The following is a 15,302-nucleotide window of genomic DNA, read 5'->3' as shown; positions in this document are numbered from 1 at the left end:
TTGCGTTTCGCGTGATTCGACGGACGGCTTTGGGCGGGCCCTTGGGCCCGCTTTTTTCTTCAGCTTCTGGTCGCGGATGCACCGAGCAGGAAATCGGTGACCTCATCCGAGAACACATAGCGCTGCCCGCCGACGAGCACGCTGTCCGGGCTCTCGGGGTCGGGCCGTGCGGTGGGCATGCCGTGTGCGACCAGAGCTTCGGCGCAGCCCAACCAGTCGCCTTCGCCTTCCGGCTCGTTGCACGAAGCCCATGAAAGGCCGCCGCAGGCGTTGTCGCCGAAGCCGTGCCGCTCCTCCCAACTGGCGCCGTGCTCCAGCAGGAAGCGCACGAGACCGGCGTCACCGCGGAACACGGCCTTGTTCAGCGCCGAGGGGTCCCAGTCGCCGCCGCGGGTGGCGATGGGCCAGCCTAGCTTGACCATCAGCTTCACCGCGTCGGCACAGCCTTGGGCTGCAAGTTCAGGTAGCAGGCGCAGCTGGGCTTCTGAGAGAGTGCTGACGATGCCGGGGTGCGCCGACTGGATGCCGCGGGCTGCGGCTTCGTCGCCTTGTGCGCAGGCGGCGATGAAGGCTTCGTCCACGGGGATCGGGGCGGCGCCTCCGGCTTTCTGAAGGAGGCTGGCGACTTCGGGCAATCCGAAGCGCAGGGCGGCTGTGTAGGCGCTCGTGCCGTCGGATGTGGTGGCCGAGGGGTCGGCGCCTGCCGCCAGGAGCGCTTCGATGTGCGCGGGCGACCTGCGACGGCGGATGGCCCACAGCAGCAGCGAACCCCAGTCGCTGGTGGGCGGGCCCATGGGCGGCTCGTTCGCGTTGCCGCCGTGCGCGAGCAGCAGGCGTAGGGTCTGCACGTCGTCGAGGTCGAGTACGCGGTAGAGCGCGTTCGTGCCTGCGACGCGTGCTCCGGCTTCGAGCAGCAGCTTTGTGCAGGCCGGGGTTTCAAGCGAGTGGTAGAGAGATTCGCCGTCGTTGGGATCGGCGCCCGCGTCCAGCAGCAGCCTGGTGAGCGCGGCATCGCGGTTCTGGCCGGCGGCGCCGTAGAGCGCGGAGAGGCGCTCGGTTTCGTCGGGCGCGGCAAGCGATGCCGGCGGCCAGCGGTTGCCTGCCGATTGATTCGGGTCCGCGCCTGCATCGAGCAGCAGCTTCGCGCAGTGGCGCAGGCGCTCCTTGTGGTCCGGTATCTGCAACAGGCCGGAATGAGTGAGCGCCAGAAGCGGCGGAAGCGCGAGCGGGCCGCCTGCACGGTTCACCCAGCCAGGGTCGCGCTCGATGGCTTGTCGGATTAGGGCTTCGTTACCGACCGCGCAGGCGAGGATGGGGTCGTCGCCCAGCAGGCCCGGGCTTTCTTCGAGCAGGCGCAGGGCCAGTGCAGGCCTCGCGCGGTTCGTGCCTCCGGCGATGTCGCCCGCATAGACGAGCCGCAGCCATTGCAGCACGGCCTTCGCAGGATCGTCCGCCTGCGAGCGGCGCGCAAGAACGAAGCCTTGCAGGTCGGCCCACGACAGGAATCCGTATTCACGCGCGATGCACGACTGCGCGTCGTGCAGGCGCAAGCCGAGGGCCGCTATGACGGAATCGCTCTTGCCGGCTGCGGCCGGCAGGGCTTCGCGGAAACGGGTGGTGGCGGCGGGATCGTTGCTTCGGCAGAGAGCAAGCAGCTCTTTGGCTTGCTTCTTCAGATGGCCCAGGTCGGGCCGGGCGGGCATGCGCTTCATTCGAACCTCCGTGCATCAGACGCCGTCGGCCCGCAAATCCGGCTGCACAAAAGGCGTGTGGATCGGCAAATGAAGGCAAGTGGGTTCAACCCTTCCCGCGGGCCCGGGCGCGGCTTGCACCGCGGCGGTGATGTTAGGGCACGAGGCGCATGAAGGTCAATGAGCGGAACGGCCAGAGCACTGCGGCTAAAGTGGCACGCTGTTGCCTGCCATGGCACATCCAATCTCCGGACGGACACCCGACACCATGCTGCCCAGATTTCTCCAGCGGCTTGCCGCGCTCCTTACCGGCTCGGCGCCCACACCTGAGCGACCAGCGAAGACGGCACCGGCATCGACATTGAAGAAGGGCGACGTGCTCGCCTATCAGGACGGGAATGCATGGCGGGCCGTCTGGGTTCTGGAAGTCGATCCATGGCCCGATGGAACATCGGTGGCCCATTGCCTTAGCTACCAGCCGCTTGATCAGCGACCCACGATCGAATCCCTGAAGCAGGCCGAAGTGTTGATATGGCATTCGCCCATCGACGCCGACGGCGTGAGCCAGGGCAGCGAACTCATCGGCAACAGGCAGCCCGCCGAGGACGACCTGATCGGCTTCGCCGAGTACCTGAAGCTCACCGACTTCCCGAGGTATCTGGAGCTGATGGGCCAGGACGGCCAGGAGATCGTGCGACAGGCCAATGCGCACTATCTGCGCGGGAACGAGCTCTGCGAACAGGGCCGCAAGGAAGAGGGCATCGCCGAGTACGACGCGGCCGTGGAGCTCTTTCCGCTCTTCTTCGAGGCCATCGACAACCGGGCCTTCACGCGCATGGAGCTCGGCAACTTCCAGGAGGCGCTCGACGATTTCGAGCAGTCGCTGCAGGTGAATCCCGATGGAGAGGCCGCCTTCTTCTCGAAGGGCGAATGCCTCATGCGGCTGGGCGAGCTGGCGGCCGCGGAGGCCATCTTTGTTGAGGGCAAGGAGCGCTTTCCGGGGAAGAAGGCGCTCTTCGGCGAGTTCCTGGGGCGCGTGCGGGCGCAGCAGCGCTCGGGGAACAAGTAGCAAGAAGGCTGTCGCCTAGCGCGCGGCCTCGGGACGCAACTGCTCCCTGAGGATGCGCCGTATCTCAAGGATCGCCAGCGGGTTCTCCTGCACGCTGTGCGCCGAAGGAATCACCAGTTCCGAGGCCGCGCCGTCCAGGTGCGCGCTGGCGTAGGGCACGATGCCGTCGCTCGACAGCGCCTGCGTCACGCCGGGCGTGTCGTTGCCGATGATCGAGTGGAAGCGCACGCGCGGATTCATCGGCAGGCCCGACGACAGCCGCACGAAGGGATCGCGGTCGCTGAGGTTGTCGATGCTGTTGGGAATGCGCAGCGTGCCCTGGTCCTGCCGCGCGGGCGCGATGCGGATCAGCTCGCGCGAGATGTCGCCCAACTGCCCGAGCATCGCCACCGGCAGCGTGATGAGGTTGGCCACCCAGCGCGAGATGCGGTTGTTGGCGAAGTCGGTGCCGCGATGCGGCGAGGCGATGAAGATCGCGTCGCTCACCTGCGGCAGCGGCTCGAAGCGCAGGTAGGGCGCGAGCTTTTCCTCCATGCGTTGCTGCTGCGCGCCCTGCATCGGGTAGCTGGCGAGCAGCGCGTCCCAGAGCTTGTCTTCCGACGACGACACCATGAGGCGCGACAGCACGCCGCCCATGCTGTGGCCGATCAGCGTGATGTTGTTCGAAGCGACCGCCTTGCCCGTCGGGTCGAAGTGCGCGAGCGTCTGCGTGACGGCTTCGCGGATCGCGAAGTTGTTGATCGGCAGCGGCGCGTTGGTGGGGTAGTAGACCTGCCAGATCTGGTAGCGGCGGCGCAGCGTCTCGTCGCCCAGCACCTCGTTGGCCACGTTGATCCACGCCTCGGGGCTGCTCGCCAGGCCGTGCAGCATGATGACCGTGCGGCGGTTCGGGTCGTAGGGCTGCATCAGGTAGATGCGCGGCTGCGTGAGCCCCTCGCGGCCGCCGAAGAGGCTGCGCAGCGCCTGCAGCGCGAAGTCGGAGCGCGCGAGCCACAGGCCGTAGCCGGAGGTGAAGTTGGCGGCCAGTGGCACTTCCTGCCCTGCGAGCTGCACGTTGGCGGTGCGGTACGGGTCGTAGGCGGCGATGCGCAGCGTGCGCGTGCCGAGCACCTCGCCGAGGCTGGCGCCGTCGAAGAGCAGCAGCGCGGTGACGGCGGGGAAGGGCATCTCGCGGTAGGGCGGACGGGGCTTCTGCTTCTGCTTCTGCTTCTGCTTCTGCTTCTGCTTCTGCTTCTGCTTCTGCGCAGGATCGACGTTCTGTCTTGGCGCCTCGTCGTCCGTTCGCTTGTTGCTCGCCGCCACCAGTTCAGCGCCGAAACCGTCGCGCCGGTAGGTGTTGCGCAGGCCGGAGAAGGTCAGCGAGGCGGCGGGAATCAGCTCATCGGGAAGCGGCGTGTCGGAAGGCAGGCGCAGGCCCGACACGTCGGTCTCTATGCGCCAGTCGCCCACCTTCGGCATTTCGGTCTGCGCGTCGCCTCGCGAGCTCTTGCGCTGGATGTCCTGGTAGAGCCCGGTGATGGCCTGCTGCACTGCGTAGTTGTAGTAGTCGCGCACCTGCGTCTGCCGGTCTTCGAAGGCGCGGTCGCGCGGCTTGCGGGCGGTGAAGAACAGGTAGGCATACGCATGGCGCGCGGTCTCGAACCAGGCTTCGATGGCGGCGGCATCGGTGGCGCCGCCGCCTTTCTCCGCCGCGAGCGCCACCTGCAGCCAGACCTCGGAGAGCGCCGAGAGACGCTGCTCGTCGCTCAGGCCCGAGGAGTCGGCCAGCGCGTTGCGGCAGGCCTGTCCGTCCTTGCGGCACAGGTCGGCGTCGGAGCCGATCACGCGCAGCACTTCCTGCGCGGAGGTGCTGAGGCGGCCGGTGGTGAGCACGTCGCCTCGGCGCTGCGCGAGGTAGTCGGACGGCGAGATCGAGCCTACCGTCACGCCCGCGCAGCCGGCCAGCAGCGCGGCGGCGCAGGCGAGCGCGGGCAACCCAGCGAGCAGGCGACGCGCGCGCTTCATTGCGTTGCTCCGGTGCCGGCTGGCGCGACGCCGGGCAGGCCCTGGCGGATCGCCCGGGAGAAATCGGTGCCCTGTGTCTTGTCCGTCGCGATGGCACGGTCCGTGATGCGGCCCGCCGCGCGCAGGGCTTCCATGCTGTAGCCGGGCGTGAGGCCGCCCACGTCGAAGAGATAGTCGGGCAGGTAGCCAGAGGCCAGCAGACGCCAGTCCATCGGCAGGCCGGGCACGATGCGCTTGGCCAGCGCGTACACGATGGTGGTGCAGTTGGCGGTGAGCGTGTTGTAGAAGCTGGGCTCGCGCACCAGCGCGGCGCCTTCGCCGAGGTAGGCGAGGAAGAGCGATCGCATCTCGGGCTGCGGCAGGCGCACGCGGTACATGTAGACGTCCTCGCCACGCACGTTGGTCCGCACGCGCAGGATGTCGTGCTCGTCGGCCGCGATCAGGCTGTTCTCGAACTGCCTGAAGAAGCCGCCGATGGACGAAAAGGCCTCGCCGCGCTCCTTGCGGATCTCGATGGAGAAGGTGACGAACCGGCCGTCGTCGAAGCCGAAGGACACCAGCGTGTGCGCGATGGCCGGGCCGGTCCAGTAGGAAAGCGACACGTCGACCGTGCGCAGGCGCTCGAGGTCGTACTGCCGCGTTTCCCAGCGCTGGGTGTAGTCGGTGTCGCTGCGCCATTCGAAGTTGCGCACGTTGTCCAGCGTGACCACGCTGCCGTCGATGTGCGAGTGCAGCTGGCGCGAAACATCGTCCGCCCACACGCGGTTCTGCGACGGCAGGATGGTGCTCCACCAGCCCAGCAGCAGCGCGAAGCCGACCGCATAGGAGAGCAGGGCGCGCGCCGCGCGTCTGCGCCACGTCAGCGCGATGGCCGCGAGGCCGAAGGCGGCCCACAGCACGCCCGCGCCGATCTTCACGGCGGCCGGTCCGGGGAACTGGTACCAGAGCGCGAGGCAGGCCCACAGCGAAGTCGAAAGCACGGTGAGCGACAGCAGGATGCGGCCGATGAGACGCAGGAGCGTTCGGATCATGAAAGGCAAAACCAGAAAAGCGGAACCGCCGAGCTTACGACGGCCACCTGTGGCTACAGCAGGTAGGTCACGAGCTTGAAGTCCGGGTCCTCCGGAAAGGGCTTCACCGTGAAGCCCAGCCGGCGCACCAGCTTCAGCATGTCGGGGTTGTTGGCCAGCACCAGCCCGTCCATCTCGGCGAGGCCCTTGTCGCGAGCCACGTCGATGATGCTTTCCATCAGCCGCGAGCCAATGCCCTTGCCGCTGAACTCGTCGGCCACCACCAGCGAGAACTCGCAGCTGGTCTGGTCGGGGTTGGTCACGTAGCGCGACACGCCCACGATGCGCTCGCTCTCGAGCACGGTGCCTTCGGGCGACACGCTGCGCTCCAGGATCACCGCCACCAGCGCCATTTCGCGGTCGTAGTCGATCAGGGTGAAGCGCGAGAGCATCGTCGGCGGCAGCTCGTGGAAGCGCGAGACGAAGCGGAACCAGCGGCTTTCGGGCGACAGGCCCTGCACCAGCGCCTGCAGCATCTGCGCGTCGTTGGGGTGGACGGGCCGCACGATGTAGGTGCCGCCGCCCGTGCCGGCCAGCGGCCATTCGCGCCGGTAGCGCGCGGGGTACGGCATGATCGCCAGGTGCTGGTAGCCGTTGACCGCGTTGCCCACGTGGGCCGCCACCGCCTGCGAACTGCTGCCGACCACGATGCGCGCATCGACCGAGATGGCGCCGTTCTCGTCCACGATGATGGGGTTGATGTCCATCTCGCGCAGCTCGGGCAGCTCGCACACCATTTCCGAGACGCGCAGCAGCAGGTCTTCGAGCGCTTCCATGTCCACCGCATGGGCGCCGCGCCATTCGCCCAGCGTCTCGGCCACGCGCGAGCGCTCGATGAGCCGGTGCGCAAGAAACTGGTTGAGCGGCGGCAGCTCCATTGCGCGGTCGTTCAGCAGCTCGATCATGGTGCCGCCCGCGCCGAACACGATGACGGGGCCGAAGGGCTCGTCGGTGACCATGCCCACGTAGATCTCGCGACCGCGCCGCGCACGCACCATCTTCTGCACCGTCACGCCGTTGATGCGCGCTTCGGGCGCGAGGCGGGCCACGCGCTCCATCATCTCGATGTAGGTGTCGCGCGCGCCGGTGCCGTTGAGCACGTTGAGCGCCACGCCTTCCACGTCGGACTTGTGCGGGATGTCGGGCGAGTCGATCTTCAGCGCCACCGGAAAACCCAGCTGCGTCGCGATCATCATCGCCTCGCTGGGGCTGCGCGCCAGCAGCGTGCGCGTGATCGGAATGTGGAAGGACGACAGCAGCGACTTCGACTCCATTTCCGTGAGCACATGGCGGCGCTCGGCCAGCACGCTCTCGATGAGCAGCCGCGCGCCCTCGATGTCGGGCTTGGCCAGCGCCGACAGAGGCGGCGGCGTCTGCTGCAGCAGCTGCTGGTTCTGGTAGAAGGCCGCGATGTTGCCGAACGCGCCCACGGCCGCCTCGGGCGTGCGAAAGCTCGGAATGGTCGCATCGGCCAGCACTGAGCGCGCCTTGCCCACCGACGAGTCGCCCATCCAGCAGGCCAGCAGCGGCTTGTTCATCGGCCGCGGAATGTCGGCCAGCGCCTTTGCGGTGGCGGCAGCGTCGATGCCGGCCTTCGGCGAGAAGATGGCGAGCACGCCGTCGACCTGGCTGTCGGCCGAAGCCGCGTCGATGGCGGCGCGGTAGTGCGCGGGCTGCGCTTCTTCCGAGAGGTCGATCAGGTCGGCCAGCGAGGCGAGCGGGGGCAGGGCGGGCTGCAGCAGCTTCTGCGCGGGAGCGGAGAGCTTGCCGAGGTCCAGCCCGATCTCGTTGATCCAGTCGGCCGCCAGCACGCCGGGCCCGCCGCCGTTGGTGACCACGGCCAGGCGCTTGCCGACAGGGCGGTAGCGCGAGGCCAGGCACTTGGCGGCCGAGAACAGCTCGACGAAGGAGCGCACGCGCACCGCGCCGGCGCGGCGCAGCGCGGCGTCGAACACGTCATCGCTACCCACGATGGCCGCACTGTGCGTCTGTGCGGCCTCGTTGCCCGCCGGCTTGCGCCCGGCCTTGAGCACCACCACCGGCTTGGCATGCGAGGCCGAGCGCAGCGCGCTCATGAAGCGGCGCGCGTCGGCAATGCCTTCGAGGTACACGATGATGCTGTGCGTGGCCTGGTCGTTGGCCAGGAAGTCGAGCACCTGCGGAATGTCGACCGAGGTGTGCGGGCCCAGCGACACCACGCTGGAAAAGCCCACCCCGTTCTGCCGTGCCCAGTCGAGCATCGAGGCCGTGAGCGCGCCCGACTGCGCCACCAGCGCGAGCGGCCCGCTGGCGGCCAGCGGGCCGGCGACGCTGGCATTGAGATGCAGCAGCGGACGCTGGAAGCCCAGCGAGTTCGGCCCCAGCAGGTGCACGCCCTCGCGGCGCGCGATCTTGCGCCACTGCGAGGCCTGCTCGGCGCCGATGCCGCTCGAAAGAACCACCGCCGCCTTGCAGCCGATGCGCCCCGCGATCTCCAGCGCGGCCGCCACGTCGCCCGGCGCAAGCGCGATCAGCGCGAGGTCGGCATGGGTCTGCGCCAGCTCTTCGAGCGTGCCCTTGGTGCGCACGTCGAGAAAGCGCAGCGTGCCGCCGAAGCGCTGGGCGCGGAAGGCCTCGCGCAGCGTGTGGCCGGCCGGCGTTTGCCCGCCCGGGCCGTCGGCATTGCCGACGAAGGCGACGATGGAGGCGGGCGCGAAAAGCGGTGTCAGGAAATGCTTGTCCATGCCCCCGAGTCTGCACCGTTCGGACGCTGCTGTGCAGCATGGCGGCACTGGTCGGCAAATGGTCAGGACGGGTTAAGAACGCGCGGCTATAGTCAGGTTTCCATGCAAAAACGTATCGGCGTGATATTCGTCTCGCGACGAAATTCATTGCGCAGCATCCTGGCCGAAGCGTGCCTCACGCACCTGGACCCGAAGCGGTTCTCGGCCTCTTCCTGCGGTCAACCCGGGCAGGTCGCCCGCGAATTCCATCCTGCCGCCATCGCCGCGCTAAAGAGCGCGAGCATCCCCTTGCCAGACCGGCAGCCGCGCGGCTGGGACGAGCTTGCGCGCGCGAATGCCCACGTCGCGGATTTCGTCATCACGCTCGACGAATCCACCGAGCCGCGCCAGCCCTCATGGCCCGGCCAGCCCGACGCGGCGCTGTGGGCCTACCCCGACGTGCTCGATGGCCGAGACCCCGACAGGATCGCACACGACGCGGTCCACATGCTGTTCTCGCTGCGCCGCCGGCTGGAGCTGCTGGTGAGCCTGCCGATGCAGGGGGCGGACCGGTCGGCCGTGCGGTCGGATGTGCGGGACCTGGGGTACATGCGCTAGCAGCCCCGGTCGACCCGGACCGGCGGGCTCACTCCAGCGTGAACCCGATCTTCAACGTCACCTGCCAGTGCGCCACCTTCCCGTCGACCACGTGCCCGCGCGTCTCGGTGACGTTGAACCACTGGATGTTGCGCACCGTCTCGTGCGCCTTGGCGATGGCGGTCTGCACCGCGTCCTCGATGCCGGTTGGCGAGGAGCCGGTGAGTTCTAGCGTTTTGTAGACGTGGCTGGACATGGGCTGTCTCCTTCTGGGTTGATGGGCTGGGTCGATTGTTGGCAAGAGGCCCGAAAAACATCGTAGTCCCGTTGCGGACACAGGTGTCAGTGGACGTACCCGCCCTTGACGAAGCGCACCGGTTCGGCGTCCATGCGCGCGATGAGGGCGCCCAGGCCGTCGGGTGGCAGCGGGCGTTCTCCGGGCTTCGCGGAGGGCTGCTGCTCGGTGCGGCAAAGAAGATCGTCGTCGCTCCAGGCGCTCTTGCCGGGTTCGCCGCGTGCACGCAGCCAGCCGTCGCGGTCGACGATGAACTGCGTGCCCGCCAGTTTCGTTGTCGCGCCGACGAGCGAGAAGGCTGCCCATGCGGCGGGAGATGTGGCGATGCAGTCGCCGGACTGCGGCGCAGCTTCTGTCGCCTGTGGTGCGAGCAGCACGGTGACGAGGCGCGGATCGTCGGAAGGCGGCGATGTGCCGGAGCCGAAGTCCGACGCGATGATGCGCAGGCGCTGGCCGCGCCAACTCGAAAGGCTGCGTGGCGGCTTGTTCCCGCATTGAACCGTAACGTCGGGCGGCGCGATGGGCTGGGTCCACAACCCGGCCGCGCGCAGGCTCTCGCCGGCACCCTGGGCCTTCATGAAGTCGATCAGCGCCCACGCGTCCGCATCGCTCAGCGCGGTGCCGAAGCCGGGCATGGTCCTGGTGCCCTGGCGGTCGCGCATGCCGTTCATCACGTGCCACAGCACGTCGCCATCGGCGCGCCGCCACAGCAGCGGACCACCCAGGTCGGGCGGCCACACGGCCTGCACTGAAGCCAGCGGCCCATGGCCCCGGCCATCGGTGCCGTGGCAGGCTGCGCACTGTGCCGCGTACAGCGTGCGGCCGCGCTCGATGCTGTCGGCGGTGAAGCCGGTGGGCGATGCGTGGAAGCTGGTCGGATACGCGGGCACGAGCACCACGTTGGCTTCTGGCCATGGCGCCAATGCCGCCAGCAGCGCAGCCCCGGCGGCGAGCCATATGCGGCGCCGGCGCCAGAGCAGGGCAAGCAGCAAGACCAGCAGCGCCACGGCCAGCACCGCCAGCGTGAGGCCGAGCCGCCGCGCCTGTCCGAGGTCGATCAGCAGGTTCTCGCCCGAGAGCCGATGCGCCCACGGCCATGCCGGCTGCCCGTGCGATTGCCCGGACAGCCCCAGCGCATCAAGCAGGCGAAGAAGCCAGAGCTGCGCGCCCTGCAGCAGGCCGATCAGCAGGTTGAGCCAGCCGGCCTCGGGCGGACCACTCATCTCCTCAGCTCACCACGTCGCGTCGAGTCCCAGATGCCTGAGCGCCTCGTGCCGCAGTTCGGCCAGCTTCGGATCGCCGCGATGGCGCGGGTAGGGCAGGTCGACCACCAGTTCCGCCGCGATGCGCGCGGGCCGGTCGCTCAGCACGATCACGCGGTTGGCGAGGAAAAGCGCCTCTTCCACGTCGTGCGTCACCAGCAGCGCCGAGAAGCCTGCCCGCTGCCAGAGGTTGACCAGCTCGCTCTGCATCGCGATGCGCGTGAGCGAATCGAGCTTGCCCAGCGGCTCGTCGAGCACCAGCAGCTGCGGATCGTTGACCAGCGCGCGCGCCAGCGCCACGCGCTGCGCCATGCCGCCGGAAAGATGGTGCGGAAAGGCCTTCGCGAACTCTGTCAGCCCCACGAGCTTGAGCGCTTCGTCGACACGGGCGCGCTGCTCTTTCAGCACGCCGCGCGCCTGCAGGCCCAGCGCCACGTTGTCCCACACGCTGCGCCAGGGGTAGAGCGTCGGGTCCTGGAAGACGACGATGCGCGACGGATCGGGCCGCGAGATGGGCTCGCCGTTCTGCGTGATGGCGCCGGTGGTCGCGGGCTCCAGCCCGGCCACCAGCCGCAGCAGCGTCGACTTGCCGCAGCCGCTGGGCCCCAGCAGCGCGACGAACTCGCCGGGGCGCACCTGCAGGTCGATGCCGTCGAGCACCTGCAGCACGCCGCCGGACACTTCGAACCAGTGGCTGACGCCGCGTATGTCAATATGGGCACCGGTGCCCGTGGTCGGTGCGGGAGCGGGCGGAAGCACCGCGTTCGGGGTCGTCTCGGTCACCATTTCACGGTTCCTTTCTGCCACGACAGCACGCGGTCGCGAACCTTGAACAGCAGCGTGATGAGGCCCGAGCACAGCGCCGCCATCACCAGCAGCGCCGCGTACATGTTCGCGTAGGCGGCCCAGCCCTGGGCCCATTGCAGATACCAGCCCAGCCCGGCCTTCACGCCCATCATCTCCGCGGTGATGAGCACGGAGAACGAGGCGCCCAGGCCCATGAAGAGGCCCACGAACACCTGCGGCAGGGCAGCCGGAATCGCGACGCGAAGCACCAGGAAGCGCTCCGATGCGCCCAGCGTGCGCGCCACGTCGTAATAACTCTTGTGCACCGAGGCCACGCCCGACCAGGTGAGCACCGCTACCGGGAAGAAAGTGGCCAGGCCCACGAGGAACACGGCCGCCGAATAGCTCGAAGGCGCGAAGAAGAAGGCCAGCGGCAGCAGCGCCGATGCGGGCACCGGCCCGAGGAAGCGCAGCAGCGGATGCACCCAGTACCCCGCGATGCGCGACCAGCCGACAGCCACGCCGGTGCCGAAGCCCACCAGCGCCCCCAGCACGAAGCCGTTGGCCAGCAGTCGCAGCGAATGCGCGGTCGACAGGCCCAGCCGTCGCCAGTCTTCGTGCACCACGTCGATCAGGCTCTGCGGCGGCGCGAAGAAGGGCGAGGGCAGCACGCCGAGCTTGGCGGTGGACACCTCCCACAGCGCGAGACCCACGGCAAGCGCCACCAGCCATTGCCCGGCAGGCCGCAGCGTGCGGATAACCCGCCCGGTGCGCCCGCCCAGCAGCGCGATCGCCAGCAGCAGCACGGCGACCACCAGCGTCGCGATGCCGAACTCCTGCGTGAAGGCCCAGTCGCTGAAGCCGGCTTCCTTGTTGGGCCACAGCAGCGTGAGCAGGCCCAGCCCCGTCCATGCGACGGCGGCGAGCAGGCCTGCGGGCCAGATGCCGGTGGGGGCGGCAGGGCGTTGCGGCTCCGCCTGTGATTGCGCCTTGATCGAGCGCGGTGCACCGCCTTGCAGCCCAAGCGGCGCGTCGAGGATCTGTTCAGCGGTGCTCATGCGAGAACGTCCAGCGACACGTGGTTGGCGAAGCGGACCACGTCCGTGCTCTTCTTCAGGATGCCGGCGTTGCGGAAATCGGTGGCGAAGGCCTCGACCTCGTTGCGCAGCGCCTTGCCGGCCGGGTGATGCCTGTAGGTGAGCTCGGCCAGCAGCTTCTGCAGGTCTTCCAGCGGCACCTTTGGCGCGTACTTCGAGTAGATGCGCGCGGCCTCGTTCGGGTTTTCCGAAACGTAGTCGGAGGCCTGCGCCAGTGCGCGCACCACGGCCGCGGCGCGCGGCTTGTCGTTGCGCGCCAGTTCGCCGCGCGCGCCGACGATGCAGCACAGCCGCTCGGCGTATTCGCCCTTGGCGCTGTTGGCGATTTCGGTGAAGACGCCCGGGTTGCGCTTCTCGATGAGGAACACGTTCGGGTCGCCATCGGCGATCGCCTGGATCTCGCCTTTGTTCACAGCCACGTCGAGCAGGTCCGCCGGGTAGACGCGCCAGTCGACGTCCTTCTCGATGTCGATGCCCTTCTTGGCGAGGTGGATGGCGTAGAACTGCCGGGCGGGGCTGTTCTGGTCCGACACGCCGATGGTCTTGCCCTTCAGGCTCGCCAGCTCGGTCGTGACGCCCGAGGCCTTGGCGCCCACCAGCCGCAGGCAGCCGCCGTGCACGCTGCCCACCACTTTCACGTCGAAGCCCGCCTCGAGCGGTTTCACCCAGCGGTGGATCAGGCCCACGCCCAGATCGGCCTTGCCGGTGGCCAAGGCTTCCAGCATCTGGTCGGAGGAGCCGGCCCAGTTGAGCAACTCGACGTCGAGCCCGTTCTTCTCGAAGAAGCCGCGCTCCAGCGCCACAGGCACCGGCGCGAGGCAGAAGCCGGCCTGGCTCCATGCAAAGGTGAGCTTGCGCGGCTGCGAACTCGCCACGGTGGCGAAAAGGCCGCTGGAGCCCACCACGGCCGCGGCCGCGCCGGCCTGCAGCACGCTGCGGCGCGATGGCGGCAAGTGATCGAGAGCAAAGGTCATCGCAGGCTTCTCCTCCGGAAAACAGGAAGCTGCGAGTGTTGGCGCGCCATGCCGGCGCCGCCAACGAAGGAATGCGGCTATGGATATGCGCGCAGCGGCTTATCTGTCCTTCTTGCCTTCGCCCGTACCGAAGCTCTCGGCGAGGAACTCGAAGACCGCCTGCACCCGCGCCGTGCGCCCCTTGCGCGTGGGCACCAGCAGCGTGACTGGCGCGCTGTCGAACTGCCAGTCGGCCAGCACGCGCACCAGCGTGCCGCGCGCCACGGCATCGGCCGCGTCCCATTCGGAGCGCAGAACCAGTCCCAGCCCCTGTTCGGCCCACTGGCGGGCCACGCCGCCGTCGTTGGTGACGTAAGCGGGAGAGATGCGCAGCGTCTCGCGCTTGCCCTTGGCCGCCTGCGCCTTTCGGCCGGCGGGGCGCAGATGCCACAGCGTCACGTCCTCGTCGTTCTCGCGGATGCAGATGCAGTCGTGCGCCGAAATGTCGCGCGGCGCGCGGGGCAGGCCGCGCTGGCGCAGGTAGCCGGGGCTGGCGCACAGCCAGCGCTCGTTGGCGCTCAGCGTGCGGGCCACCCACGACGAATCGCGCACCGTGCCGATGTGGATCACCGCGTCGGCGTCGTGCCGGTCGGGCCACGGGGTTTCGCGCAGGTCCAGCTGCACGCCCAGCCCCGGGTGCAGCCTGGCGAAGCGGGCGAGCATCGGCGCGATGTATTGGCGGCCGTAGCCGAATGGCGCGGCGATGCGCAGCGTGCCGGTGAGGCGCTGGTCGTCGCGCTGCATCGATTCGCGCAGCCCCTCGATCTGCCCGAGCAGCACGGCCGCCTCGCGCGCGAAGCGCTCGCCCTCGGGCGTGAGGCTCAGCTTGCGCGCGGTGCGGGTGGCCAGCGACAGGCCCAGCGCGGCTTCCAGCTTGCGCAGCCGCATCGAGAGGGCCGGCGGCGTGACGTCCAGCGCCCGCGCCGCCGCGCTCAGCGACGGCTCGCGCAGCAGGGCGGCGGCGAGCTGCATGTCCTCGATCTGGATCGTCGTCATTAACTTGTGCTTAACGATTGATGACTCAGCATTGAAGCACAAGCATGGCCTCGAAACGTACAGTCGCAGGCCATGAACCCCTCCAACGCCTATCCGCGCGCAGTGCTCTTCGACCTGCTCACCGCGCTGCTCGACTCCTGGACCATCTGGAACGCCGCCGCCGGCTCCGAAGAAAAAGGCCGTGCTTGGCGCGCCGAGTACCTTCGGCTCACCTACGGCTGCGGCGCCTACGTGCCCTACGAACAGCTCGTGAAGGAGGCCGCCCGCAACACCGGCATGGCCGACTCCGCCCCCGACGCGCTCGAAGCGCAATGGGACACGCTGCCCGCATGGGACGGCGCGCGCGAGCTTCTGCTGGCGCTGAAGCCGCACTGCCGCCTCGCCGTGGTCACCAACTGCTCCAAGCGGCTGGGCCATCGCGCGGCGGCGCGGCTGGGCATCGACTGGGACGTGGTTGTCACATCCGAGGAGGCCGGCTTCTACAAGCCCGATGCGCGCCCGTACCGCATCGCGCTCGACCGGCTGGTCGTGAAGGCGGAAGAGGCCGCCTTCGTCGCCGGCTCGGGCTACGACATGTTCGGCACCTCGGCGGTGGGCCTGCGCACCTACTGGCACAACCGCGTCGGCCTTGCACTGCCGCAAGGAGCGCCGTCGCCCGAACTGCAGGCCCCGACGCTCGATGCCGCGCTGCCGTGGCTCCGATCCTTCGGCAAATAAGTG

The 15,302-nt window shown here is 68.9% G+C and carries 13 protein-coding genes; 3 read left to right on the top strand and 10 right to left on the bottom strand.

Translation table 11 applies throughout. The features are described 5' to 3' along the window. Positions 1 to 59 precede the first annotated feature (59 nt). Positions 60 to 1,712: an ankyrin repeat domain-containing protein gene (locus AC1VNX_RS17710; RefSeq protein ID WP_483157912.1), complete on the bottom strand. Its 1,653-nt coding sequence runs from the start codon at positions 1,710 to 1,712 to the stop codon at positions 60 to 62. Between the two features lie 247 nt (positions 1,713 to 1,959). Here AC1VNX_RS17710 and AC1VNX_RS17705 point away from each other — a divergent pair, with 247 nt between their 5' ends. Further along, positions 1,960 to 2,760, top strand: coding sequence for a tetratricopeptide repeat protein (locus AC1VNX_RS17705; protein WP_483157910.1), 801 nt, complete (start codon positions 1,960 to 1,962; stop codon positions 2,758 to 2,760). A gap of 15 nt (positions 2,761 to 2,775) precedes the next feature. Here the strand turns inward: AC1VNX_RS17705 and AC1VNX_RS17700 are convergent, their stop codons facing one another. Genes AC1VNX_RS17700 through AC1VNX_RS17690 form a run of 3 tightly spaced genes read right to left on the bottom strand, consistent with a single transcriptional unit; the run spans position 2,776 to position 8,557 of the window. After that, positions 2,776 to 4,764 (bottom strand): esterase/lipase family protein, encoded by a 1,989-nt coding sequence (locus AC1VNX_RS17700; protein ID WP_483157908.1) that lies wholly within the window; start codon positions 4,762 to 4,764, stop codon positions 2,776 to 2,778. Then, entirely contained in the window at positions 4,761 to 5,795 is a 1,035-nt protein-coding gene (locus AC1VNX_RS17695) for an Lnb N-terminal periplasmic domain-containing protein (RefSeq protein WP_483157906.1), read from the bottom strand. The genes AC1VNX_RS17700 and AC1VNX_RS17695 overlap by 4 nt, the downstream gene beginning before the upstream one ends. Before the next feature lie 53 nt (positions 5,796 to 5,848). Next, positions 5,849 to 8,557 carry a bifunctional acetate--CoA ligase family protein/GNAT family N-acetyltransferase gene (locus tag AC1VNX_RS17690; RefSeq protein WP_483157904.1) on the bottom strand — a complete coding sequence of 903 codons (2,709 nt, stop codon included), beginning with the start codon at positions 8,555 to 8,557 and terminating at the stop codon, positions 5,849 to 5,851. 102 nt (positions 8,558 to 8,659) lie between these two features. Between AC1VNX_RS17690 and AC1VNX_RS17685 the strand changes: the two genes are divergently transcribed. Beyond that, the gene (locus tag AC1VNX_RS17685) at positions 8,660 to 9,154 is read left to right on the top strand and encodes an arsenate-mycothiol transferase ArsC (RefSeq protein ID WP_483157902.1); all 495 of its coding nucleotides are present in this window, start codon (positions 8,660 to 8,662) and stop codon (positions 9,152 to 9,154) included. A gap of 28 nt (positions 9,155 to 9,182) precedes the next feature. Here the strand turns inward: AC1VNX_RS17685 and AC1VNX_RS17680 are convergent, their stop codons facing one another. From AC1VNX_RS17680 to AC1VNX_RS17655, 6 genes are all read right to left on the bottom strand, one after another. Then, entirely contained in the window at positions 9,183 to 9,389 is a 207-nt protein-coding gene (locus AC1VNX_RS17680; RefSeq protein WP_432731829.1) for a dodecin, read from the bottom strand. Positions 9,390 to 9,475: 86 nt separating this feature from the next. Beyond that, complete coding sequence (locus AC1VNX_RS17675; protein ID WP_483157900.1) at positions 9,476 to 10,651, bottom strand: c-type cytochrome; 1,176 nt, start codon at positions 10,649 to 10,651, stop codon at positions 9,476 to 9,478. 9 nt (positions 10,652 to 10,660) lie between these two features. After that, entirely contained in the window at positions 10,661 to 11,476 is an 816-nt protein-coding gene (locus AC1VNX_RS17670) for an ABC transporter ATP-binding protein (protein ID WP_483157898.1), read from the bottom strand. After that, entirely contained in the window at positions 11,470 to 12,534 is a 1,065-nt protein-coding gene (locus AC1VNX_RS17665; RefSeq protein ID WP_483157896.1) for an ABC transporter permease, read from the bottom strand. Before AC1VNX_RS17665 ends, AC1VNX_RS17670 begins: the two co-directional genes overlap by 7 nt. Then, positions 12,531 to 13,547 (bottom strand): ABC transporter substrate-binding protein, encoded by a 1,017-nt coding sequence (locus tag AC1VNX_RS17660; RefSeq protein WP_483157894.1) that lies wholly within the window; start codon positions 13,545 to 13,547, stop codon positions 12,531 to 12,533. Before AC1VNX_RS17660 ends, AC1VNX_RS17665 begins: the two co-directional genes overlap by 4 nt. A 99-nt stretch (positions 13,548 to 13,646) precedes the next feature. Next, entirely contained in the window at positions 13,647 to 14,582 is a 936-nt protein-coding gene (locus tag AC1VNX_RS17655) for a LysR family transcriptional regulator (RefSeq protein ID WP_483157892.1), read from the bottom strand. A gap of 72 nt (positions 14,583 to 14,654) precedes the next feature. Between AC1VNX_RS17655 and AC1VNX_RS17650 the strand changes: the two genes are divergently transcribed. Continuing rightward, a complete protein-coding gene (locus tag AC1VNX_RS17650) occupies positions 14,655 to 15,299 on the top strand; it encodes an HAD family hydrolase (RefSeq protein ID WP_483157890.1) in 645 nt (214 codons plus the stop codon). The last annotated feature ends 3 nt before the right edge of the window (positions 15,300 to 15,302 follow it).

The sequence above is a fragment of the Variovorax sp. TLI9-5A genome, assembly GCF_056867935.1.
This window is presented reverse-complemented; position numbering and strand designations above follow the sequence as displayed.